Below are 20,725 nucleotides of genomic sequence, written 5' to 3'. Positions count from 1 at the left end.
CAGTGCCTGAACCTGGCCTTGCCGCGAGCCACTTTCCGACTCAGCCTATCGCTCATCCGTGCCGAGTCCGTGCGCCTTCATGCGTCGCCGGATTTGAAGCGCGGGACCATCTGCCCCGAGGAGTACCCGATGTCCCAGACAGCCACCACGACCGAACCAATCCCTGCCGCGCAACACCTCTCCCATCTCGACGTGGACACGCAGAAGCAGGCCGCATTGGGTGATTTTTCGGATTACAAAATCATTCGGCGCAATGGCGCGGTCGTGGGGTTCGAGCCTGGCAAGATTGCCGTGGCGATGACCAAGGCCTTCCTCGCTGTGCAAGGGGGACAGGGGGCGGCCTCGGCGAGCATGCGCGAGACTGTGAATGCGCTGACCGAAAACGTCGTGCGCGCGCTGTTGCGTAGCCGACCCAGTGGCGGCACTTTTCATATCGAGGACATTCAGGACCAGGTTGAGTTGTCGCTGATGCGCACCGGTCAGCATGAGGTGGCGCGAGCCTATGTGCTGTACCGCGAGCGTCGCGCCCAGGAGCGCGCCAAACAGAAGGCGACAGCCGTCGAGCAAACCGCGGCGCCCGTGTTGCATGTCATCGACGACGGCGTGCGCAAACCCCTCGATCAAGCCGCGCTGGTCGCGCTGATCGAGTCGGCCTGCGCCAACCTGAGTGGGGATGTGAAGGCGGCGCCCATCGTGGCGGAAACCCTGCGCAATCTGTACGACGGCGTGCCGATGATCGAGGTCTACAAGGCCTCCATCCTGGCTTCGCGCACCCTGATCGAGCGCGACCCCGATTACTCCAAGGTCACGGCGCGTCTGCTGCTGCACACCATGCGCCGCGAAACGCTGAAGGAGGATGTCGCGCCTTCACAGATGGCACAGCGCTATGCAGACTATTTTCCGCTGTGCATCAAGGAGGGCGTTGAACTTGAGCTGCTCGACGAGCGGCTCGGGCAGTTCGATCTCGTCCGCCTCGGTGCCGCCATCAAGGCCGAGCGCGATCTGCAGTTCGATTACCTCGGTCTGCAAACCCTGTACGACCGCTACTTCCTTGCCAATCGTGCCGACACCCGGGTTAACAAGGATGGGCGCCGCATCGAGCTGCCGCAGGCTTTTTTCATGCGCGTGGCGATGGGCTTGTCGCTGGGCGAGATCGACCGCGAGGCGCGCGCCATCGAGTTCTACGAGCTGCTATCGAGCTTCGACTTCATGTCGAGCACGCCCACGCTGTTCAACGCAGGTACCCGTCGCTCGCAACTGTCGAGCTGCTACCTCACCACCGTGGCCGACGATCTGGACGGCATCTACGAGGCCATCAAGGAGAACGCGCTGTTGTCCAAGTTCGCCGGCGGTCTGGGCAACGACTGGACGCGCGTGCGCGCCCTGGGCAGCCACATCAAAGGCACCAATGGCAAGAGCCAGGGCGTCGTGCCCTTCCTCAAGGTGGTCAACGATACCGCGGTGGCGGTGAACCAGGGCGGCAAGCGCAAGGGCGCGGTCTGCGCCTATCTGGAGACCTGGCATCTGGATATCGAAGAGTTTCTGGAACTGCGCAAGAACACCGGCGACGATCGCCGCCGCACGCACGACATGAACACCGCGAACTGGGTGCCCGATCTGTTCATGAAGCGGGTGATGGAAGGCGGAGACTGGACGCTGTTCAGTCCCTCCGACACGCCGGATCTGCACGACAAGTTCGGCCAGGATTTCGAACAGGCCTACACCCGCTACGAACAGAAGGCCGCATTGGGCGAACTCAAGCTGTTCAAGACCGTGCCCGCGGTGCAGCTGTGGCGCAAGATGTTGTCGATGCTGTTCGAAACCGGCCATCCCTGGATCACCTTCAAGGACGCGTGCAATGTGCGCAGCCCGCAGCAGCATGTGGGCGTGGTGCACTCGAGCAACCTCTGCACCGAGATCACGCTCAATACCAACGAGAACGAGATCGCGGTGTGCAACCTCGGATCAGTCAACCTGGTCGCGCATCTCAAGGAGGGGGAAAGCGGCACCAAGGTCATCGACCAGGCCAAGCTCAAGCGCACCGTGCAGATCGCGATGCGCATGCTCGACAACGTCATCGACATCAACTACTACGCCGTGGCCAAGGCGCGCAATGCCAACATGAAGCACCGGCCGGTGGGGCTGGGCATCATGGGTTTTCAGGACTGTCTGTATCAACTTCGCATTCCCTACGGTTCGCAAGAGGCCGTGGCGTTTGCCGACCAATCCATGGAGGCCGTCTGCTTCGAGGCCTATTGGGCATCGAGCGAGTTGGCACGCGAACGTGGTCGTTACAGCAGCTATGGCGGCTCGCTGTGGGACCAGGGCATCCTGCCCATGGACAGCCTGAAGCTGCTGGCCGAGCAACGTGGGGGCTATGTCGAAGCCGACACCTCCAGCACCCTCGACTGGAACGCCTTGCGCGCCCAGATCGCACAGCACGGCATGCGCAACTCCAACTGCGTGGCCATTGCGCCGACGGCCACCATTTCGAACATCGTCGGCGTGGACGCGTGCATCGAGCCGACCTTCCAGAACCTGTACGTCAAGTCGAATCTGTCGGGTGAGTTCACCGTCATCAACCAATATCTGGTGCGAGACCTCAAGGCGCGCGGGTTGTGGGATGCGGTGATGGTGGCCGATCTCAAATATTTCGACGGCAGCACGCAGCGCATCGATCGCATCCCGGCAGACCTCAAGGCGCTGTATGCCACCGCCTTCGAGACCGACACCAAGTGGATCATCGAAGCCGCAGCACGCCGCCAGAAGTGGATCGACCAGGCGCAGTCACTCAACATCTACATGGCCAATGCCTCGGGCAAGTTGCTGGACGAGACGTACAAGCTGGCCTGGCTGCGCGGCCTCAAGACCACGTACTACCTGCGCACCATCGGCGCCACGCATGCCGAGAAATCGACGGTCAAGGCCGGCCAGCTCAATGCGGTGCCCCATGCGCCAAGCGAGGCTGCAGCAGCGTCGGCGCAAGCCGTGGTGCAGTCCGGCGACATCCGCTTCTGCGCCATCGACAACCCTGAATGCGAAGCCTGCCAGTAAGGCCGGGCTTGTCATGCATGCCATCGCAGTGTGATCGTTGGAGGTCTTCGAAGGCCTTCAACGATGCGCCTGCACAACACGCGCACGGCAAACCCTGCATCACCACTTCATCTGTGTTGAGCGTTTGTGCTGAACACTTGATAATTCACGGAAGGTAACGACCATATGCTGACCTGGGACGATCCACAACCGACCTCTGCAAACCCCGCGCAAGCTGCGCTGGCGGAGCGCTCATTCTCAGCCGCGCATCCATCGATGGAAGCCTCGGCCGGGGCGCATCAGGCGTCTGCCTCTCCTCCTCCTCACTCCCCCGCTTCGGCGTTGGGACTTGCGGCAGAGGTCTACAGCCAGCGTGCCGCATCCAACGAGCGTGTGCGTGCCGAAGACAAGCGCATCATCAACTGTCGCGCCGACGTCAACCAACTCGTGCCGTTCAAGTACAAGTGGGCCTGGGACAAGTACCTGGCTTCCTGTGCCAATCACTGGATGCCGCAGGAAGTGAACATGTCGCGCGACATCGCGATGTGGAAGGATCCCCATGGCCTGACCGATGACGAGCGGCTCATCATCAAGCGCAATCTCGGCTTCTTCACCACGGCCGATTCGCTGGCCGCCAACAACATCGTGCTGGGCACCTATCGTCACATCACCAACCCCGAGTGCCGCCAGTACCTGTTGCGCCAGGCCTTCGAGGAGGCCATTCACACCCACGCCTATCAGTACATCGTGGAAAGCATCGGCCTCGATGAAAGCGAGATCTTCAACTCGTATCACGAGATCGCCTCCATCCGCGAGAAGGACGAGTTCCTCATTCCCTTTATTGACACGCTGACCAACCCCGAATTCCGTACCTCGGCCTTCGGCGGATCGGAGCGCAACGATCAGGAATTGCTGCGCTCCATCATCGTGTTCGCCTGCCTCATGGAAGGGTTGTTCTTCTATGTCGGCTTCACGCAGATCCTGTCGATGGGGCGGCAGAACAAGATGACCGGCGCGGCCGAGCAGTACCAGTACATCCTGCGCGACGAGTCCATGCACACCAACTTCGGCATCGATCTGGTCAACCAGATCAAGCTGGAGAATCCGCACCTCTGGACGCCCGAGTTCAAGCGCGAGCTCACCGGCCTGTTCCATCAGGCGGTCGAGCTCGAGTACCGCTACGCCGAAGACACCATGCCGCGCGGCGTTCTGGGTCTGAACGCATCGATGTTCAAGGGCTATCTGCGTTTCATCGCCAACCGCCGTGCCGTACAGATTGGCCTCGATGCCATCTTCCCCAACGAAGAGAATCCCTTCCCCTGGATGAGCGAGATGATCGACTTGAAGAAAGAGCGCAACTTCTTCGAGACCCGTGTGATCGAGTACCAATCTGGCGGAGCGTTGTCCTGGGAATGATCCTCGAATGAGGTGACCCCTTCGCGCACAACGCCATGCCCTAACGACCCATAGCCCCACAGAGTGAGCGTTCAACGAGTCCAATCCACCCCGTCAGATCCGGCCGAGCAGGGCCGGCGGGTGGTGTCTCCTTCGCATTTTCTCGAGCGCGCAGGGTCGGGGTTCCCGCAAGGCAGGGGCTCGGCTTTGCGGCCTGCCTTGGTTGGCAAGAACGGGGTGGGCATGGCGTGGTCTCAAGAGGCATCCATGGTGATGTCCAACTCCCTGTTCCCTTCATTTCGGCGTGTCTGCAAACGTCTCGAGTTCGGGATGTCCCGGGCCGGGGCGAAGGCATGCCCTCACGCATTCCTTCCCGTAGAGGCTTTGTCGCCGACGGAAGTGAATCCCCTGCACGGATCAGCGCTGAGCCGATCGCAGGTGGTGCCGGCTGAACGCCGTGCCGATGTCCCGTACAGGAAACCGCCGGGAGGCGGGGCCGTGAGGCGCTCGGACGCGATTTGGCGACCGGCTCAACTTCAAAAGACTTGATCAAGGAGAATCACCATGGCAACTGCGAAAAAAGCTGCACCGGCAAAGAAAGCCGCAGCTCCTGCGAAGAAGGCCGCCCCGGCGAAGAAGGCCGCCCCGGCGAAGAAGGCCGCCCCGGCGAAGAAAGCCGCCCCGGCGAAGAAAGCCGCCCCGGCGAAGAAAGCCGCCCCGGCGAAGAAGGCCGCTCCGGCGAAGAAAGCCGCTCCGGCGAAGAAGGCCGCTCCGGCGAAGAAGGCCGCCCCGGCGAAGAAAGCCGCTCCGGCGAAGAAAGCCGCTCCGGCGGAGAAGGCCGCCCCGGCGAAGAAGGCCGCCCCGGCGAAGAAGGCCGCCCCGGCGAAGAAAGCCGCTCCGGCGAAGAAGGCTGCTCCGGCGAAGAAGGCTGCTCCGGCGAAGAAGGCCGCTCCGGCGAAGAAGGCCGCTCCGGCGAAGAAGGCTGCTCCGGCGAAGAAGGCCGCACCGGCGAAGAAGGCTGCGCCTGCGCCCGCCAAAAAGGCCGCGCCCGCGCAAACCAAGTTGAATCCGCAGGCAGCCTGGCCGTTTCCGACCAGCAAGCCCTGAGTTTTCAAAGCGTTCGAGCCCGGGCCGGTGGCCCGGGTTTTTTATGGCCGCTTCGTACATCACCTTGATGGAACCCTATCCCGACTGGCTTCGACAAGAGGATGGGTTCGCATTGCTCGTGGTGCGTGTCGTGCCCCATGCGCGCCGTACCGAACTCGATGGCGTGCAGGACGGGATGCTCCGCGTGCGGCTGGCCGCGCCGCCGGTGGAGGGCCAGGCCAACCGGGCATTGACCGACTACCTGGCAGCGTGCTGCGATCTGCCGCGTCGCGCCGTGAAGATCAAGCGGGGACAGTCCTCGCGGTGCAAGCAGGTGCAGGCCGATGCGCCTGCCGATGCGGTATGGTTGCGCCTATCTGCCCTATTGCAGCGGCCTGCTTGAGCCAGCCCGCGCCGACATCATGAGTATCAAATCCGATCAATGGATCCGCCGCATGGCCCAAAGCACGGCGATGATCGAACCCTTCGAGCCTGCGCAGGTGCGCGAGGTCGATGGGCACCGCATCATCAGCTATGGCACGTCGAGCTATGGCTACGACATCCGTTGCGCCAACGAATTCAAGATCTTCACCAACATCAACAGCACCATCGTCGATCCGAAGAACTTCGATGAGAAGTCCTTCGTCGATTTTCGCGGCGACGTGTGCATCATTCCGCCCAACAGCTTCGCGCTGGCGCGCACGATGGAATACTTCCGCATCCCGCGCAACGTGCTCACCATCTGCCTGGGCAAGAGCACTTATGCGCGCTGCGGCATCATCGTCAACGTCACGCCGTTCGAGCCCGAGTGGGAGGGCTATGTGACCCTGGAGTTCTCCAACACGACCCCGCTGCCCGCGAAGATCTACGCGGGCGAGGGCTGCGCGCAGGTGCTGTTCTTCGAGAGCGACGAGGTCTGCGAAGTCAGCTACAAGGATCGTGGCGGCAAGTATCAGGGCCAGCACGGCGTCACGCTGCCGCGCGCCTGATCGCGGCGGTCGGCAGGTCGGGGGATGCGGCGCCCCGGACGCGCCGGGTCACGCCGCGTCGAGCGCGGCCTGCCACCGCGCCACCTGGGCGCGCACCTGGTTGGGCGCGGTACCGCCGAGATGATCGCGGGCGGCCAATGAGCCCTGCAGCTTGAGCGCCTCGGGCGCGTCTTCTCCGATGCGCGACGAGAACCGGCGCAGATCGTTCAGGCCGATGTCTTCGAGTCCAACGCCACGCTCCACGGCGAATCGCACCGCCTGGGCAACCGCCTCGTGCGCGTCGCGGAAGGGCAGACCTTTCTTCACCAGATAGTCAGCCAGGTCGGTCGCGGTGGAGTAGCCCTGGAGCGCGGTGCGCTCCATCGCCTCGGCCTTGACGCGGATGCCACCCACCATGTCGGTGAAGATGCGCAGGGTGTCGATCACCGTATCGGCGGTATCGAACAGCGGCTCCTTGTCTTCCTGGTTGTCCTTGTTGTAGGCCAGGGGCTGCCCCTTCATCAACATCAGCAGACTCATCAGATGGCCAGCGACCCGTCCGGTCTTGCCGCGCGCGAGTTCGGGGACATCGGGATTTTTCTTCTGCGGCATGATGCTCGATCCGGTGCAGAAGCGGTCGGCCAGGTCGATGAAGCCGAACGCCGGGCTCATCCACAGCACCAGCTCTTCGCTGAAGCGGCTGATGTGCACCATGATCAGGGCCGCGGCGGCGTTGTATTCGATGGCAAAGTCGCGGTCGCTCACGGCGTCGAGCGAGTTCTGGCACACGTCGTCGAAACCCAGCAGTTGGGCCACGCGCAGACGGTTGATCGGAAAGGTGGTGCCGGCCAGCGCGGCGGCGCCCAAGGGCAGGCGATTCACGCGGGCACGGCAGTCGCGCAGGCGTTCGGCATCGCGGCCGAACATTTCCACATAGGCCAGCAGATGGTGGCCGAAGCTCACTGGCTGAGCCACCTGCAGATGGGTGAAGCCCGGCATGATGGTGTCGGCATGCTGCGAGGCGAGTTGCACCAGGGCCCGTTGCAGCGCGCGCAACTGCGTGAGGGTCTGGTCGATGCTGTCCCGCAGCCACAGGCGGATGTCGGTGGCCACCTGATCGTTGCGGCTGCGCCCCGTGTGCAATCGCTTGCCGGCATCGCCCACGAGTTGGGTCAGACGGGCTTCGATGTTGAGGTGGACGTCTTCCAGTTCGAGTTTCCAGTCGAATGCGCCGGACTCGATCTCGCCACGGATCTGCGCCATGCCGCGCTCGATGGCCGCGAGGTCGTCCGCGCTGAGGATGCCCTGTTCGCTCAGCATGGTGGCATGTGCGATCGATCCGGCGATGTCGAACAGCGCCAGCCGCTGGTCGAAATCGACCGAGGCGGTATAGCGCTGCACCAGAGCACTGACTGGCTCGGAAAAACGCGCGGACCAGGCTTGCTGCTTGTGTTCGAATTGATCGTGCATGGGTTGATCTCGCGGGACGGCGTTGCGGCGCCAAGGTGGAAACCCTCAATTTTAGAGAAGCCTTCAGGAACAAGCGCCGAGCATGCCAATGTCGGGAGAACCGGTCACCGCCAACGAAGCCGCCGTGCGCCTCGATATCTGCGGCGCGGGCAGTCTGGTGCGTGCGCTTGTCGCACTCAACCTGCTGCTGGCCCTGATCGTTTTGTTGCAATGGCCCGAAGGCGAGGGACGCATCGGCGCCTTGTTGCTGCTTTCCTGGGTCGAACCGGCTGCGCTGCTCTGGCTTGCGCTGATGTGCATGACCCAGAGGCTGTGGCGACTGCGTGCTGCGGCTGCCGTGCTTGCCGTGGCGCTGGTGCTGGGTGGCCTCTCGGCCCTGGGGCTGAACCTGCTGGTGCAACCGCTCTTCGACGCCCTCGCGCCCCACAGTGCGCAGCGGCCGTGGCAGGCGATGCTGGCAGGCGCCGCGCTGGCGCTGGTCTTCGTGCACTATCTGCAGCTCCGCGCCCGGGCCTTCACGCCGATCGACATGCAGGCACGGCTCAATGAGCTGCAATCGCGCATCCGTCCTCACTTTTTGTTCAACACCCTCAACGCCGCCAGCGCCCTGGTGCGCGAACAGCCCGAGCGCGCCGAGGCGGTGCTCGACGATCTGGCCGAACTGTTCCGCGCCAGTGTGGGCAAGCCGGGCACGCTGGTCACGCTGGAGCAGGAAATGGATCTGGCCCGGCGCTATCTCGACATCGAGTCGGTGCGTTTCGGCGAGCGCATGCGGGTGCAATGGCATGTCGATGAAACCCTGCTGCAGATCCGCATTCCCGCATTGACCCTGCAGCCGCTGGTGGAGAACGCGGTGCGGCACGGGGTGGAGCGCAGCAGCCGCACGGTGCAGATCGACATCGACGTGGCGCGCAGGCTGGGCCAGATCGAAGTGAGCGTGCGCAACGATCTGCCCGCCCTGAGCGATACGCCGCCGCAACGTCGGCACGGCACGGGCACGGCGCTGCGCAATATCCGCCAGCGTCTGCATCTCTTGTACGACATCGCCGCCGAGGTGGACCAGGGCGAGGTGGTCGAAGAAGGGACGGCCCGCTGGCGGGCGCGGTTACGCTTGCCGCTATGAACGTGCTCATCGTTGACGACGAACCGCTGGCCCGCAGTCGATTGCGGCGTCTGCTCGCCGAACTGCCCGAGACCACGCAGGCCGTGGTGGACGAGGCGGCCGACGCTGCCGAGGCCTGGGCGCTGCTGCGCAGACTGCGTGTCGACGTGCTGCTGCTCGACATCCAGATGCCGGGGCAGACGGGCATGGACCTGGCCAGGCGACTGGCGGGCGATCCCGGCGTTCACCATCCGGCCATCGTGTTCGTGACGGCGCATGAGGAACACGCCCTCGACGCGTTCGGTGTTTCTGCCGTGGACTATCTCACCAAGCCGGTACGCCGTGAGCGCCTGGCACTGGCCATGGGCAAGGCCACCCTGTGGCTGCGCGCCCAGGGCGCCGTGGCGTCAACCCCGACGGGGGTGGAGACCGTCTATCTCACCGTGCAGGATCGCGGCGCCCTCAAGCGCCTGCCCCTTGCCGACATTCTGTATTGCCGCGCCGACACCAAATACACCACGCTGCGCACCCTGCATCAGCACTATCTCGTCGATACCTCGCTGGTCGATCTGGAGCAGCGCTACGCCGAGCACTTCGTTCGCATCCACCGCAGCGCCCTGGTCGCGGCCCAGGCCATCCGCAGCCTGGAGCGGCCGGCATCGGCCGTGGAGGGTCTCGCGCTGGAGCAAGAGTCTGCAAGCGCCGATGCCGACAGCGGCGCCTGGACGCTGCATCTGCACGGTGTGCCTGATACCCTGCCCGTCAGCCGACGGCGGGTGGCTGCCGTTCAGGCCCTGATGCGCACGCCACCCTCACCCCAGAAGTAGCGCCACGGCACCCAGCAGCAGACAATAGATGCCGAAAGGCCGTAGCGCCTTCATCTCGTGGTCGGAAAACCAGCGCATCAGGAACCAGGTGGACAGCCAGGCGAAAACACCCGCCAAAAGCCCGGCCGCCGCGATCGTTCCCAGCAGCGCATGGGGGACGCCCGCATGCAGCAGCTTGGGCACTTCCAGCAAACCCGCTGCGGCGATGATGGGCGTGGCAAGCAGAAAAGAGAAGCGGGCCGAATCGGCATAGCTCAGCCCCAGGCCCAGACCGGCGACCAGCGTGGCTCCCGAGCGGGAGAATCCGGGGATCAAGGCCAGCGCCTGCGCCAGCCCGATCAGAAAGGCGCGCATCCAGCCGAGCCGGGGCAGGGCGATGAGGCCGCGCCGCTGCTTCAACGCATCTCCGCCCAGCAGCAACAGTCCGTTGAGCATCAATGCGATGGCGGCGAAGGCAAAACCGCCGAAGAGTGCCTTGATCTTGTGCGACAGCAGCAGTCCCAGAAGTCCTGCCGGTATCGTGCCGACCACAATCAGCCAGAGCAGCCGGGCATCGGCGTTGGAGGCCTTGCCGCCCGCGCGCAGCCAGCCGCCGATCAGGCGTGCCCAGTCGCGCCAGAAATAGATCAGCAGCGCGGTGGCCGTGCCCAGATGGAGCACCACGATGAAAGGCAGGAACCAGTCCGCCGTGCGGTCGATGGGCCAATGAAACAGCGCGGGAATGAGAATGCTGTGACCCAGGCTGGAGATGGGGAACAGTTCGGTCACGCCTTGAAGGGCGGCGATGGCCAGGAGGTAGAGGTGCATGAGGGTGGTGGTGTCGTTTTGATTTTTGCGGCGAAGATTCTGACAGACCGCGGCTTAGTTTCTGCTGAGTCGCCACGTTTTGTTGCGCTTTTTTACCCTTGCCGCGGCCCTCGGCGGAGCGGGGCGCCAGCCGTCCACATGCGGTGGGCCAACGCAGTAAAGTTACATTTTGATTCAAAAACATGGAGTCTGCGTTTTGTCAATTCAGGAACGCGTTAAGTCTTGACTGCGACAAAATGACGCGATGAAGCGTGGTGTCTCCCTATAATGGGGCGCTTGTTTGATGGCTCTCAAGACTCTCGCGCCTGCAATGAAAAAAGTCCTCTTTCTCGCTTCCCTGATGCTTGCGGCCTCCGCCCACGCGCAGGACGTGGTTGGCAATGCCGCTGTAGGCGCCAAGCTGGTGGCCACCTGCCAAGGTTGCCACAACATGGGAGGTGGCTACCGCTCCTCCTTCCCCGAAATGTTTGCCGTGCCCATGATCAACGGCCAGAGCGCGCAATACATCGTCGATGCGCTGAAGGAATACAAGAACGGCAACCGCCGCTTTCCTACCATGCGCGCCGTCGCCGCGTCGCTGACCGACCAGCAGATGGCCGACATCGCGGCCTATTACGCCGTGCCTAAAGGCCAGCCGATCAAATAACAAGCGCGGAGATCCCCGATGAAAAAATTCGTTCTGCTGGCAGTGGCCAGCCTGACCCTGGCGCAGTTTGCTCACGCAGCCGACATCAAGAAGGGTGAAGATCTGGTCAACAAGGGTGGCTGTATTGCCTGCCACGGTGCCGGGATGGACAAGCCCATCGCCCCCAACTACCCCAAGCTGGCGGGTCAATACCAGAGCTATCTGTTCCACGCCCTGCAGCAATACCAGGCCAAGCACCAGACGCCGCTGTATGGCCGCAACAATGCCATCATGAGCGGTATGGTGGCGCAGTACAACACGCAGGATCTGCAGGACATCGCTGCCTACATCGCCAGCCTCAAGGGCGATCTGTACATCCGCGACGAAATGCATTGATGGCGTGAACCACGGTGCATGGCGGCAAGGTGCCGACCGATGCATGCAGCAAAAAGCCCGGTGCGCACACCGGGCTTTTTTGTGGGCGCCAAGGCCGTGGCGATCAGGCCGAGAGTTCCGCGATGATGCGGTACAGCAGACGAACGGTCAGGATCACGTACACCGCACCGAACAGGAAGATCAGCGACACGATGATGCGGATGGAGTCTTCCGGCAGGCTGCTGAAGAAGGGCGAGACGAGGTAGCCCAGGGTGAACAGCGCGATCAGGATGGTCAGCGCCTTCCAGGCCTTGCCCACCTGCCCGCCAGGAATCTTGCTGCGTAGAAGCAGCACATCGACCAGTCCGTAAATCATGATGGCAATGCCCACGGCATTGATGAAAAAAGCGGTGTCGATCTGCATGTCTCTCTCCTGGTTTGTGGGCTAGGCGTGCCATACCCCCTGTATGGTCGTGCGGTGCAAAACGCTGCTCTGCGCCCTTTGGGACATGTTTTACATTGTTCGGAACTGCGGCGGATTCGGCGCTCAGGGTCAACCCCCATGCTGCGCCACGCAGCCACCCCATTCGTGAAAAAAGTCTCAGTTCGGGTGGGTTGCCGCAGCGGCGGCGGGTATCGCGTCCCTCTCTGCGAAAGTCTCGCGGGCGAAACACAAATCCCGCCAGACCCGTGCCTTGTCGGCCGGGTTGCGCAGCAGGTAGGCCGGGTGATAGCTCACGATGACCGGAATGCCACCGAAAGCATGGACCTGGCCGCGAAGCTGGCTGATGGGGGCCTGACTGCCCAATAGGCTGTGTGCGGCGAATCGCCCCAGGGCCAGAATGAGTGTCGGACGCAGCAGGGCGACCTGGCGCTGCAGCCACGGTACGCACTGGGCCACCTCTTCCGGCTGTGGGTTGCGGTTGCCTGGCGGTCGACACTTGAGCACATTGGCAACGTACACCGCGCGCCGCGGATCGTCGGTCTGGCGGTCGAGTCCGATGGACTGCAGCATGGCGTCGAGCAACTGGCCGGCAGCGCCGACGAAGGGCTGGCCTTGCCGGTCTTCTTCCGCACCTGGGGCTTCGCCGACGATCATCCAGCGGGCTTGGGTGGAGCCGCCGTCGAACACGGCCTGGTGCCGACTGTTGCCGAGTTTGCAGGCCCGGCAGGCCTGGGCGCCAGCTTCCAGCTCCGCCCAGTTCATGTGGGCGATTGCCTGATCCCGAGGGGTGCTCGGCAAAGCGACAGGTGCGTCGACCCGGGTGGCTGCGCGCGGGTGGCGCTCCGTGGCTCCGGGGAGATCAGCCGGTTGTGCTCCTGGCGATGTCGTGGCGGCAGCCAGGGAGGGCGACGGCTCCGGGCTATCGGAGACGGCGGGCGTTTGCAGCGCATCCCGGCGCACATACAGCGGCCCCAGACCGAGCGCCTGCATCCAGCTCAGCATCTGCGGCGTGAGGGGGGTGGTGTCTTTGGAGGCTGTCATGGTGGGGCTGATCAGGCTGGGCGCAGGCCACGGCGCGCCAGGAGATCGCCCACTTGCGCCGACATCACCAGAGCATCTTCGCGGCAGGGGCGGCCCTGGGCATCGGCCGCGGGGTAGTAGTCGCGTCGGCGTGTGATGGGATAGAAGCCGTAGCGTTCGTAGATGCGCACCGCATGGACATTGCTCGGACGCACCTCCAGCCACAGCAGTAGCGCACTGTCGGCCCGGCTGAGCAGGGCCACGGCATCAAGCATCAGCAGGCTCAACCCCTGGCCCTGAACCGGCGGGGCCACCGAGATATTGAGCAGGTGCATCTCCTCGACACCGGGCATCGCCACGAAATAGCCGCAGACCGTATCGGCGGCATCGGTGAGGACTTGCGCGTGGTACTGCGCGGTCAGTGAATCGGCGAAATTGCCCCGGCTCCAGGGGAAGTCGTAGATGGCGTTCTCGATCCGCTCCACGGCGTCGAGATCGGCTGCGGTCATCGGCCGCAGGGCATAGGCAAGTTGACCGGCCGGTGTCGCCATGTCGTCTGGGCGCAGGCGGGCGTTCATGGGGCGGCGCGTGCCAGTTCGCGCTCCGCCGTGGTCAGGGCCACCTTGTCTCGCACATAGATGGGCTGCGCATGCGCTGCAGACACGCTCAGCCCTGCGGCATGCTGCTGCAGGGCCAGCCGGGCCACCGCGGCGGCCGACGGAGTGCACGCCACCGCGCGCAGCATCGCCCGCCGCAGTGCCGCCAGGCGAGGATTGTCACCGGCATGGCTGGCAAAGACTGCTGACAGAGCGTTGGCGTGTTCGCTCCAGGCATTGCCACAGGCCAACAGCCTGGGGAGTGCGCCGGAATCGAGCTGTTCGGGGAGGTCGGCCAGCACTTCGGCCCAGGCCAGCACCGCGTGTTCGGGCCTTTGCACGGCCGGCGGGTGCAGGCTCTGCCAACCCGCTGGCTGCGCGCGGAACAACTCCCAGTACAACTCGCCCATGCGGGCATCGTTCGCCACCAGAACCACAGTGCCGGATTCGGCCTCCATCGGGTCGGCCAGTACCGAGCCCAGGCCATCGTGAAGGGCGAAGGCGGTTTCTGCCTGGGCTTGGAGCGTATCGACCCGGGCCACCGGAATGGCCAGGGCATAGGCCAGACCCTGCGCGGCCGAGGCCGCGGTGCGCAGGCCGGTGAAGGCCCCCGGTCCCGCGCCCATGCCGATCAGGTGAAGATCGGAGAACTGAAGCCCGGCGGCCTGCAGCAGTTCGGCGCACAAGGGCAGCAGGCGCTGCGAGGCGCGGGGGCCACCGGCTTCATCGATGGTGCGGCAGTGGCCGTCCACGCTGAGCGCGACGCTCAGGGCTTCGGTGCTGGTGTCGAGGGCAAGGACGCGCATGGAGCCGGAATTATCGGTGAATTGCGGGCATCGGCTTGTGGGCATCGCTCCAGGCTGTGCATCGGGGGGAGGAAGCATGGCGTGCGGATCGAGCATCCCCCTCCCGGCCTCCCCCACGGGGTGGGGGAGGTGAGATCACTCCCTCTCCACTCGTGGGGAGGGTTGGGGTGGGCATTCCCTCCCGGCCTCCCCCGCGGGGTGGGGGAGGTGAGATCACTCCCTCCCCACTCGTGGGGAGGGTTGGGGTGGGGATGGGGACTTGTCCGACAAGCTGGGACAATGTGCGCATGAACACGACTCAGACTCTCCCGGCCGAACCTTCCGCTTCCCTGCCCGTCGTCGCCTTCATTGGCGGGGGCAATATGAGCAGCGCCCTCTTGGGCGGACTGCTGGCTTCGGGCGCGGCGCCCGCAAACCTGCGTGTGGTCGAGCCCTTTGCCGAGCAGCGTGCGCGTCTGCAGCAGCGCTTCCCCGGCGTCCGCGTGCTGGAGGCGCCCTCCGCCGAGCTGCATGACGCGCAGGCCGTGGTCTGGGCCGTGAAACCGCAGCAATTCGCGCAGGCCGCAGCCGAATGCCGGCCCCATCTCGCCGATGCGCTGCACGTCAGCATCATGGCCGGGGTGCGGTGCAGCGCGCTGGCGCGCCAGACCGCAGCGCAGCGACTGGTGCGCACCATGCCCAACACGCCGGCGTTGATCGGCCAGGGCATCACAGGGCTGTTTGCCAGCGCCCAGGCCACCGAGGCCGACCGCGCTCTGGCCGATGCCTTGCTGGCCCCTGCGGGTCGGCGGGTTTGGGTGGCGCGTGAAGACTTGCTCGACGCCGTCACGGCCGTCTCGGGGTCTGGCCCGGCCTATGCGTTCTACCTGGCTGAAGCCATGACCCGCGCCGGGGCCGAGCTCGGCCTGACTGAAGATCAGGCGCGCGAGCTTGCCCTGGCCACCTTGGCGGGTGCGGCCGCGTTGGCACAGGGCAGCAGCGAGTCCTTGGGGACGCTGCGGGCCAATGTGACCAGCAAGGGCGGCACGACGGCAGCGGCGCTGGCCGTGTTCGATGCGGCCGAGATGCAGACCACGATCGTGCGTGCCCTGCACGCGGCCGACCAGCGCGCCAAGGAGCTGGGCGACGCGCTGGACGCGAGCTGATCGCCCCCAGGCCCGCGCTTTGCCCAGCCCGTCTCCCGATGGGAATGAGAAAATCCGGGGCGGCTCGGCATTTGCCTGAGCGCTTGGGCGCTGTCTCAGACCAGCCGCCCCAGCTCATTCAGGCTGCGGATGCGCGCGGCGACGAAATCGGGCCTGCCGTGCAGGCCGGTGCGCTCCATGGGCAGATCGCGTCGGCGTTGCGCGGCGCGCCTGGCGTAGCGCACCATCCAGGCGCCGCGCAGGCCGATGCGGCGGGCGGCCTTCAGATGCCCGGGCGTGTCTTCGACGAACACGCATTGCGCGGGGCGCAGCCGCTGACGTGAGAGGACATGGCGCAGCATGCGCGCGTCAGGCTTGGGGCGCAGTTTGCGGAACATCCACATATCTTCGACGGCGAGCAGGCCATCGATCAGCGGCCAGAGCTTCAGAGCCTTCAGCACGCGCCGGGCGTAATCGCGCGGGGCGTTGGTGAGCACGATCTTGCGGCCCGGCAGACGGGCCAGGGCCGCGCGCTCGCTGCCGTCGCAGCGCAGCATGCGCGACAGATGGGGAAAGTCATGGGTTTCGCGCAGAAACTGGGCGACGTTCACACCATGCTCCTGCATCAGCCCGAGCAGCGTGGCGCCGTAGCGCTGCCAGAACCGGGCGCGGATGCGGTTGGCCTCTTCGCGGTCCACGCCCAGATGCCGTTCGATGAAGGCCGTCATCTCCGCGTTCATCAGTGGAAACACGCGCCAGGACGCATCGTGCAGGGTGTTGTCGAGATCGAGCAGCCAGACGGTCTGCGGGCGTGACGGAGGCGTGAGAGAGGGCATGGGCGAGCAGCACGAAAAAACCGCCGCGAGGGCGCGGCGGTTTGCATTGGAACCGATCGTGACGGATCGAGGAGAGGATCAGGCCTGGGTCCAGGTGTTGACCTGGGTCTGATGGTCGGCGATCCATTTTGCGGTGACGTCGGGCAGGCTCTTGCCACTGTTGAGCTCGACCATCATGGCCTGAATATCGTCGAGCGGCAGCTTGAAGTCGCGCAGGAACTGCACCACGCGAGGCGCGCTCTTCTCCAGCTTGGGGTTGACGATGGCATCGATATGGCCGCTCACGCCGTAGACGTGCTGGGGATCGTCGAGCGCCTTGAGCGGGAACTGGGCCCAGATGCCCAGGGGCTTCCAGGCCGTGACCACGATCCAGTCCTTGCGGGCCACCGCGCGCTTGAGCTGGGCCTCCATGGCGGCGGTGGAACTGGTCAGCAGCTCCATGTCCTTGAGGTCGTAGGCCTTGATGGCCTTGCGCGTGTTGAGCATGATGCCCGCACCCGCTTCGATGCCGGTGATGCGGTTCTTGAACTGGGCATGGTGGGCTTCGAGTTCGGCGATGGTGTTCACCGGCACATAGGTCGGCACGGCCAGGCCCAGCCAGGTGCCATCGGTCACGGCGCCCAGATCGACCACGTCCTTCTTGTATTTGTCCCAGTACACCTGATGCGTGGTGGGGAGCCAGGCCGTCAGCATGGCGTCGGACCGGCCGGAGGCCACCGAGGCCCACATCGGGCCGGCATCGGTGGAGGTCAGATGCGTGGCATGCCCCAGCTTTTTCTCGATGATGCTCGCGGCAATATGGGTGGTGAGGTTGCTGCTCGGCCAGGCGGCCACATAGGTCATGCGGATCGGGGCCTTGTCGGCCGCGAAAGCGGGCATGCCCGTAACGGCCGTGGCGGCAGCGACTGCGCCGAGGGAGAGGAATTGACGTCGTTGCATTAGTGTTTCTCCTTGTTGAGACGACCCAGGGACTGGGTCAGGCGATCGAGGATGATCGCCAGAATCACCACGCACAGACCGCCGACAAAACCCTTGCCGACGTCGAGTTGCGTGATGCCTTCGAGCACCACATTGCCCAGGCCGCCGGCACCGATCATCGCGGAGATGACCACCATCGAAAGCCCGAGCATGATGCTTTGATTGACCCCGGCCATGATGGAGGGCAGGGCCGAGGGGATCTGAACCTTGGTCAGCAGTTGCCACCATGTGGCGCCGAAAGACTGGGTGGCTTCGACCAACTCGTGCGGAACCTGCCGGATGCCCAGCGTGGTCAGGCGGATGAGGGGCGGCAGCGCGAAGATGGTGGTGGAGATCACCCCGGGCACCAGGCCCAGACCGAAGAAAATGACGGCGGGCACCAGGTACACGAAGGCCGGCATGGTCTGCATGATGTCGAGCACGGGCCGCAGCGTCTTTTCGAGCAGCCGGCTCTTGGCGCTCAGGATGCCGGTGGGCACGCCGATGAGGATGACCAGCACCTCGGCGGCCAGGACCAGCGCCAGGGTCTTGATCAGATCGTCCCAGTAGCCGAGGTTCCACACCAGACCCAGTCCCAGGATGCTGAAGATCGCCAGAGACCAGCCGCCCGGACGTTTCCATCCCATGGCCACCAGGGCGAGTACGGCCACCAGCGCGATGAAGACCGGCACGGGAATCCAGGCCAGTCCAGTCTGCAGTCCGGCGATGAGAAAGTGGACGGCGTGGGTGATGGAGTCGAAGGCGGCCGCGTAACGGTCGGTCAGAGTATTGACCCCGTTGCTGACCCAGTCCCCAATGGGTATCGGTTGTCCAATTGACATGAAAGCGTTCTCCTAGAAAAGGTTGTTCGAGACAAGGCTTCGCCTCGCCGCACGACGGCGCATGGCCGGCTCAGGCGCCGGGCAGCAGGGCCCGAAGACCCGAAGTGGGCCGGCTCAGGCCGTGCGGGTCTCAGGCTGGCGGGCCAGCCACTGCGCCGCGATCTGATCCACCGTCATGCCGTTCGAGAGTTGCAGCAGCATGCTGGCCAGCTCGGCCTGCGATAGGTGAAAGGTGCGCAGCCAGTCCACGACCTGAGGCGCGCGGCGTTGCAGTTGCGGGTTGATCACCGTGTCCATGTGGCCGATGCCGCCGAAGACCGCCGACGGATCTTCCAGGAAGTGCAGCTTGAAACCAGCCCAGATCCACAGCGGCTGCCAGCCCGTGACGACGATCCAGTCCTTGCGCTGGATGGCGCGCTTGAGCTGCACCGTCATCGCCGCCGTCGAGCTGGTGACCAGCGACATCGGCGCAAGGTGGTAGGTCTTGATCGCCTGGTTGGCCATCATGTTGACCACGGACCCAGACTCGACGCCGTAGATCTTGTCTTGAAAGCGGGCGTGATGCGCCTGGAGTTCGGTGATGCTTTTCAGCGGCACATAGTCCGGTACGGTCAGACCCAGTCGCGTGCCTTGGTAATAAGCGCCCAGATGCACGAGCTTGCTTCTCAGCTTGCGGTAATACACCTCGCTGGTGCCGGGTAGCCAGACCGTGAGGGTGAGATCGGTGCGTCCGCTGGCCACGGCTTCCCACATCGGCCCCGGCTCGCTCGACACCAGTTCCACAGGGAGGCCAAAACGCTTGCGCACATAGGCCGCCACCAGGTGCGAGGGAATGTTGCTGCTGGGCCAGGCCTTCACATAACCCAGACGCAGGGGCTCGGGCGCGGCCTGGGCCAGCGTCCATGGCAGCAGCAGACTGCCTGCAGCGAGTTGCGCCGCGCGGCGGCGAGTCACATCGGGCGCAGGACCACGTTCAGGTTTGAGCGGCATCGGCGGCCTCCTTGGTCGGGCTGGCTGGCGTCTCTGCGTCGGTCCGTTCGGCGGGCGTGGTGGGCGCCGACGGTGCCGCGTCGCCCGGTGCGCCGCTTTCCGTGCCCAGATCGCCCTGCGCCAGCGCTGCGATCAGGCTGCTCTTGTCCACCACGCCGATCACGCGGTTGCGCGCATCGACGATGCACAGCGGAGAGCCTTCGGTATTGACGCGCTGAATCAGATCGGCCAGCTTGGCGTCGGGTGTCGCGGTGGGCAGCGGGCGCACCTGCGCCAGGCTGATGCGTTCGGCGTCACGCTGGGCCGTGACCTGGGCCAGTTCGATAAAGCCCTTGAGGTTGCGCGCGCTGTCGATCACGATGAGTCCGCTGAAGCCGCTGCGTTCCATCTTGCGCAGCACGGTGCGGGCCGAGTCACGGGTGTTGGCCGCCACGCGCAGGGGCTGCATGATCTGCTCCGCGGTGAGCACCTTGGTGCGGTCTGCGCCTTCGACGAAGGCCGAGACATAGTCGTCGGCGGGGGCCGACAGGATTTCCTGTGGCGTGCCGATCTGCACGAGGCGGCCGTCCCGCAGAATGGCAATTCGTGTGCCGATCTTGATGGCCTCGTCCAGATCATGCGAGACGAAGACGATGGTCTTGCCCAGCCGCTCCTGAATCTCGAGCAGATCATCCTGAAGCTGGCTGCGGATCAGCGGGTCGAGCGCGCTGAAGGCCTCGTCCATCAGCAGGATCTCCGGGTCGGCCGCCAGCGCGCGGGCCAAACCGACACGCTGTTGCATGCCACCGGACAACTCCGAGGCGTAGCGGTTCTCGTAGCTTTTCAGACCGACGGTCTCGATGACCTGCATGGCGCGCTCCTGCCGCTGCGCCTTGGGCAGGCCCTGGATTTCCAGGCCGAACTCCACATTGCCCAGCACGGTGCGATGGGGCAACAGGGCGAAGCTCTGGAACACCATGCCGAACTTCTGGCGCCGCAGCGCGCGCAGGGCCTGGGTGTTCATGGCCGTGGCGTCTTCGCCGTCCACCAGAATTCGGCCCGTCGTCGGGTCCTGGAGGCGATTGATGAGTCGAAGCAGGGTGGATTTCCCGCTTCCTGACAAGCCCATGATCACGAAGATTTCACCGGGATAGATCTCCAGGCTGACATCATGAACACCCACAACCACCCCGGTTTCCGACTGAACTCTGGATTTTCCAAGGCCACCCTGGAGGAGATCGATGGCCTTATTGGCATGTTTGCCAAAGATTTTGCTGACGGATTGAATGCTTATTTTAGGATGGGTTTGTGGATTATCTGTCATCTTTATAATTTTCCCTGTAAAAGATGTTATATTATATATAAATATGACAGATTAATCAATAAATCATTAACCAAATAATCGATGCACTTTAGAACAATCGACCAAATGACTCGGAAAT

21 protein-coding genes are annotated in these 20,725 nt (G+C 64.3%); 10 read left to right on the top strand and 11 right to left on the bottom strand.

Annotated elements, in window-relative coordinates:
• Positions 1–129 precede the first annotated feature (129 nt).
• The 5 genes from BVH73_RS05525 to dcd all read left to right on the top strand — a co-directional run bounded on the left by BVH73_RS05525 (position 130) and on the right by dcd (position 6,503).
• A complete protein-coding gene (locus BVH73_RS05525; protein ID WP_154048430.1) occupies positions 130–3,054 on the top strand; it encodes a ribonucleoside-diphosphate reductase subunit alpha in 2,925 nt (974 codons plus the stop codon).
• Between the two features lie 165 nt (positions 3,055–3,219).
• Positions 3,220–4,449 carry a ribonucleotide-diphosphate reductase subunit beta gene (locus BVH73_RS05520; protein WP_079416817.1) on the top strand — a complete coding sequence of 410 codons (1,230 nt, stop codon included), beginning with the start codon at positions 3,220–3,222 and terminating at the stop codon, positions 4,447–4,449.
• Between the two features lie 543 nt (positions 4,450–4,992).
• Positions 4,993–5,535, top strand: coding sequence for a histone (locus BVH73_RS05515; protein ID WP_079416815.1), 543 nt, complete (start codon positions 4,993–4,995; stop codon positions 5,533–5,535).
• 67 nt (positions 5,536–5,602) lie between these two features.
• Positions 5,603–5,917: a DUF167 domain-containing protein gene (locus BVH73_RS05510; protein WP_079420372.1), complete on the top strand. Its 315-nt coding sequence runs from the start codon at positions 5,603–5,605 to the stop codon at positions 5,915–5,917.
• A 19-nt stretch (positions 5,918–5,936) separates the two neighbouring features.
• Positions 5,937–6,503, top strand: a complete 567-nt coding sequence (gene dcd / locus BVH73_RS05505; RefSeq protein ID WP_079416813.1) for a dCTP deaminase — start codon at positions 5,937–5,939, stop codon at positions 6,501–6,503.
• A gap of 48 nt (positions 6,504–6,551) precedes the next feature.
• Here the strand turns inward: dcd and argH are convergent, their stop codons facing one another.
• A complete protein-coding gene (gene argH, locus BVH73_RS05500; protein WP_079416811.1) occupies positions 6,552–7,952 on the bottom strand; it encodes an argininosuccinate lyase in 1,401 nt (466 codons plus the stop codon).
• Positions 7,953–8,040: 88 nt separating this feature from the next.
• On the opposite strand from argH, the gene BVH73_RS05495 reads away from it, so the two are divergent.
• Both BVH73_RS05495 and BVH73_RS05490 read left to right on the top strand, forming a co-directional pair.
• Complete coding sequence (locus tag BVH73_RS05495) at positions 8,041–9,075, top strand: sensor histidine kinase (RefSeq protein ID WP_245800427.1); 1,035 nt, start codon at positions 8,041–8,043, stop codon at positions 9,073–9,075.
• The gene (locus BVH73_RS05490) at positions 9,072–9,881 is read left to right on the top strand and encodes a LytR/AlgR family response regulator transcription factor (RefSeq protein WP_079416807.1); all 810 of its coding nucleotides are present in this window, start codon (positions 9,072–9,074) and stop codon (positions 9,879–9,881) included. The genes BVH73_RS05495 and BVH73_RS05490 overlap by 4 nt, the downstream gene beginning before the upstream one ends.
• Here the strand turns inward: BVH73_RS05490 and BVH73_RS05485 are convergent.
• On the bottom strand, positions 9,867–10,688 hold the full coding sequence (locus tag BVH73_RS05485) for an undecaprenyl-diphosphate phosphatase (protein ID WP_079416805.1): 822 nt from the start codon (positions 10,686–10,688) through the stop codon (positions 9,867–9,869). The genes BVH73_RS05490 and BVH73_RS05485 overlap by 15 nt on opposite strands.
• 283 nt (positions 10,689–10,971) lie before the next feature.
• On the opposite strand from BVH73_RS05485, the gene BVH73_RS16050 reads away from it, so the two are divergent.
• Entirely contained in the window at positions 10,972–11,334 is a 363-nt protein-coding gene (locus BVH73_RS16050) for a c-type cytochrome (protein ID WP_245800478.1), read from the top strand.
• An 18-nt stretch (positions 11,335–11,352) separates the two neighbouring features.
• Positions 11,353–11,709 (top strand): c-type cytochrome, encoded by a 357-nt coding sequence (locus tag BVH73_RS16045; RefSeq protein WP_245800426.1) that lies wholly within the window; start codon positions 11,353–11,355, stop codon positions 11,707–11,709.
• A gap of 103 nt (positions 11,710–11,812) precedes the next feature.
• On the opposite strand, the gene BVH73_RS05475 is transcribed toward BVH73_RS16045, so the two are convergent.
• From BVH73_RS05475 to tsaB, 4 genes are all read right to left on the bottom strand, one after another.
• The gene (locus BVH73_RS05475; RefSeq protein WP_079416803.1) at positions 11,813–12,112 is read right to left on the bottom strand and encodes a hypothetical protein; all 300 of its coding nucleotides are present in this window, start codon (positions 12,110–12,112) and stop codon (positions 11,813–11,815) included.
• Between the two features lie 177 nt (positions 12,113–12,289).
• Entirely contained in the window at positions 12,290–13,174 is an 885-nt protein-coding gene (locus tag BVH73_RS05470) for a uracil-DNA glycosylase (protein WP_079416801.1), read from the bottom strand.
• A gap of 11 nt (positions 13,175–13,185) precedes the next feature.
• A complete protein-coding gene (gene rimI / locus BVH73_RS05465; RefSeq protein ID WP_079416798.1) occupies positions 13,186–13,731 on the bottom strand; it encodes a ribosomal protein S18-alanine N-acetyltransferase in 546 nt (181 codons plus the stop codon).
• Entirely contained in the window at positions 13,728–14,555 is an 828-nt protein-coding gene (gene tsaB, locus BVH73_RS05460; protein WP_079416796.1) for a tRNA (adenosine(37)-N6)-threonylcarbamoyltransferase complex dimerization subunit type 1 TsaB, read from the bottom strand. Before tsaB ends, rimI begins: the two co-directional genes overlap by 4 nt.
• 287 nt (positions 14,556–14,842) lie before the next feature.
• Here tsaB and proC point away from each other — a divergent pair, with 287 nt between their 5' ends.
• Positions 14,843–15,700 (top strand): pyrroline-5-carboxylate reductase, encoded by an 858-nt coding sequence (gene proC / locus BVH73_RS05455; protein ID WP_079416794.1) that lies wholly within the window; start codon positions 14,843–14,845, stop codon positions 15,698–15,700.
• A 95-nt stretch (positions 15,701–15,795) separates the two neighbouring features.
• Here proC and BVH73_RS05450 read toward each other — a convergent pair whose 3' ends face one another.
• The 5 genes from BVH73_RS05450 to BVH73_RS05430 form a co-directional block, all read right to left on the bottom strand.
• Positions 15,796–16,515 carry a pyrimidine 5'-nucleotidase gene (locus BVH73_RS05450; protein WP_079416792.1) on the bottom strand — a complete coding sequence of 240 codons (720 nt, stop codon included), beginning with the start codon at positions 16,513–16,515 and terminating at the stop codon, positions 15,796–15,798.
• Positions 16,516–16,593: 78 nt separating this feature from the next.
• Entirely contained in the window at positions 16,594–17,454 is an 861-nt protein-coding gene (locus BVH73_RS05445; protein ID WP_079416790.1) for a glycine betaine ABC transporter substrate-binding protein, read from the bottom strand.
• Positions 17,454–18,314, bottom strand: a complete 861-nt coding sequence (locus tag BVH73_RS05440) for an ABC transporter permease (RefSeq protein ID WP_079416788.1) — start codon at positions 18,312–18,314, stop codon at positions 17,454–17,456. The genes BVH73_RS05445 and BVH73_RS05440 overlap by 1 nt, the downstream gene beginning before the upstream one ends.
• A gap of 114 nt (positions 18,315–18,428) precedes the next feature.
• Entirely contained in the window at positions 18,429–19,304 is an 876-nt protein-coding gene (locus BVH73_RS05435) for a glycine betaine ABC transporter substrate-binding protein (RefSeq protein WP_079416785.1), read from the bottom strand.
• Positions 19,288–20,607 carry a quaternary amine ABC transporter ATP-binding protein gene (locus BVH73_RS05430; RefSeq protein WP_079416783.1) on the bottom strand — a complete coding sequence of 440 codons (1,320 nt, stop codon included), beginning with the start codon at positions 20,605–20,607 and terminating at the stop codon, positions 19,288–19,290. The genes BVH73_RS05435 and BVH73_RS05430 overlap by 17 nt, the downstream gene beginning before the upstream one ends.
• Positions 20,608–20,725 lie beyond the last annotated feature (118 nt).

Source organism: Thiomonas intermedia (genome assembly GCF_002028405.1).
Classification (GTDB): domain Bacteria; phylum Pseudomonadota; class Gammaproteobacteria; order Burkholderiales; family Burkholderiaceae_C; genus Thiomonas; species Thiomonas intermedia.
This window is presented reverse-complemented; position numbering and strand designations above follow the sequence as displayed.

Bases quoted from the DNA above. Each gene is read 5' to 3' on its own strand.
- BVH73_RS05510 (WP_079420372.1), top strand. From the start codon at position 5,603: ATGGAACCCTATCCCGACTGGCTTCGACAAGAGGATGGGTTCGCATTG.
- argH (WP_079416811.1), bottom strand. From the start codon at position 7,952: ATGCACGATCAATTCGAACACAAGCAGCAAGCCTGGTCCGCGCGTTTT.
- BVH73_RS05440 (WP_079416788.1), bottom strand. From the start codon at position 18,314: ATGTCAATTGGACAACCGATACCCATTGGGGACTGGGTCAGCAACGGG.
- BVH73_RS05515 (WP_079416815.1), top strand. From the start codon at position 4,993: ATGGCAACTGCGAAAAAAGCTGCACCGGCAAAGAAAGCCGCAGCTCCT.
- BVH73_RS05435 (WP_079416785.1), bottom strand. From the start codon at position 19,304: ATGCCGCTCAAACCTGAACGTGGTCCTGCGCCCGATGTGACTCGCCGC.
- BVH73_RS05445 (WP_079416790.1), bottom strand. From the start codon at position 17,454: ATGCAACGACGTCAATTCCTCTCCCTCGGCGCAGTCGCTGCCGCCACG.
- rimI (WP_079416798.1), bottom strand. From the start codon at position 13,731: ATGAACGCCCGCCTGCGCCCAGACGACATGGCGACACCGGCCGGTCAA.
- BVH73_RS05495 (WP_245800427.1), top strand. From the start codon at position 8,041: ATGTCGGGAGAACCGGTCACCGCCAACGAAGCCGCCGTGCGCCTCGAT.
- dcd (WP_079416813.1), top strand. From the start codon at position 5,937: ATGAGTATCAAATCCGATCAATGGATCCGCCGCATGGCCCAAAGCACG.
- BVH73_RS05470 (WP_079416801.1), bottom strand. From the start codon at position 13,174: ATGACAGCCTCCAAAGACACCACCCCCCTCACGCCGCAGATGCTGAGC.
- BVH73_RS05450 (WP_079416792.1), bottom strand. From the start codon at position 16,515: ATGCCCTCTCTCACGCCTCCGTCACGCCCGCAGACCGTCTGGCTGCTC.
- BVH73_RS05475 (WP_079416803.1), bottom strand. From the start codon at position 12,112: ATGCAGATCGACACCGCTTTTTTCATCAATGCCGTGGGCATTGCCATC.
- BVH73_RS05430 (WP_079416783.1), bottom strand. From the start codon at position 20,607: ATGACAGATAATCCACAAACCCATCCTAAAATAAGCATTCAATCCGTC.
- BVH73_RS16045 (WP_245800426.1), top strand. From the start codon at position 11,353: ATGAAAAAATTCGTTCTGCTGGCAGTGGCCAGCCTGACCCTGGCGCAG.
- BVH73_RS05490 (WP_079416807.1), top strand. From the start codon at position 9,072: ATGAACGTGCTCATCGTTGACGACGAACCGCTGGCCCGCAGTCGATTG.
- proC (WP_079416794.1), top strand. From the start codon at position 14,843: ATGAACACGACTCAGACTCTCCCGGCCGAACCTTCCGCTTCCCTGCCC.
- BVH73_RS05520 (WP_079416817.1), top strand. From the start codon at position 3,220: ATGCTGACCTGGGACGATCCACAACCGACCTCTGCAAACCCCGCGCAA.
- tsaB (WP_079416796.1), bottom strand. From the start codon at position 14,555: ATGCGCGTCCTTGCCCTCGACACCAGCACCGAAGCCCTGAGCGTCGCG.
- BVH73_RS05485 (WP_079416805.1), bottom strand. From the start codon at position 10,688: ATGCACCTCTACCTCCTGGCCATCGCCGCCCTTCAAGGCGTGACCGAA.
- BVH73_RS05525 (WP_154048430.1), top strand. From the start codon at position 130: ATGTCCCAGACAGCCACCACGACCGAACCAATCCCTGCCGCGCAACAC.
- BVH73_RS16050 (WP_245800478.1), top strand. From the start codon at position 10,972: ATGGCTCTCAAGACTCTCGCGCCTGCAATGAAAAAAGTCCTCTTTCTC.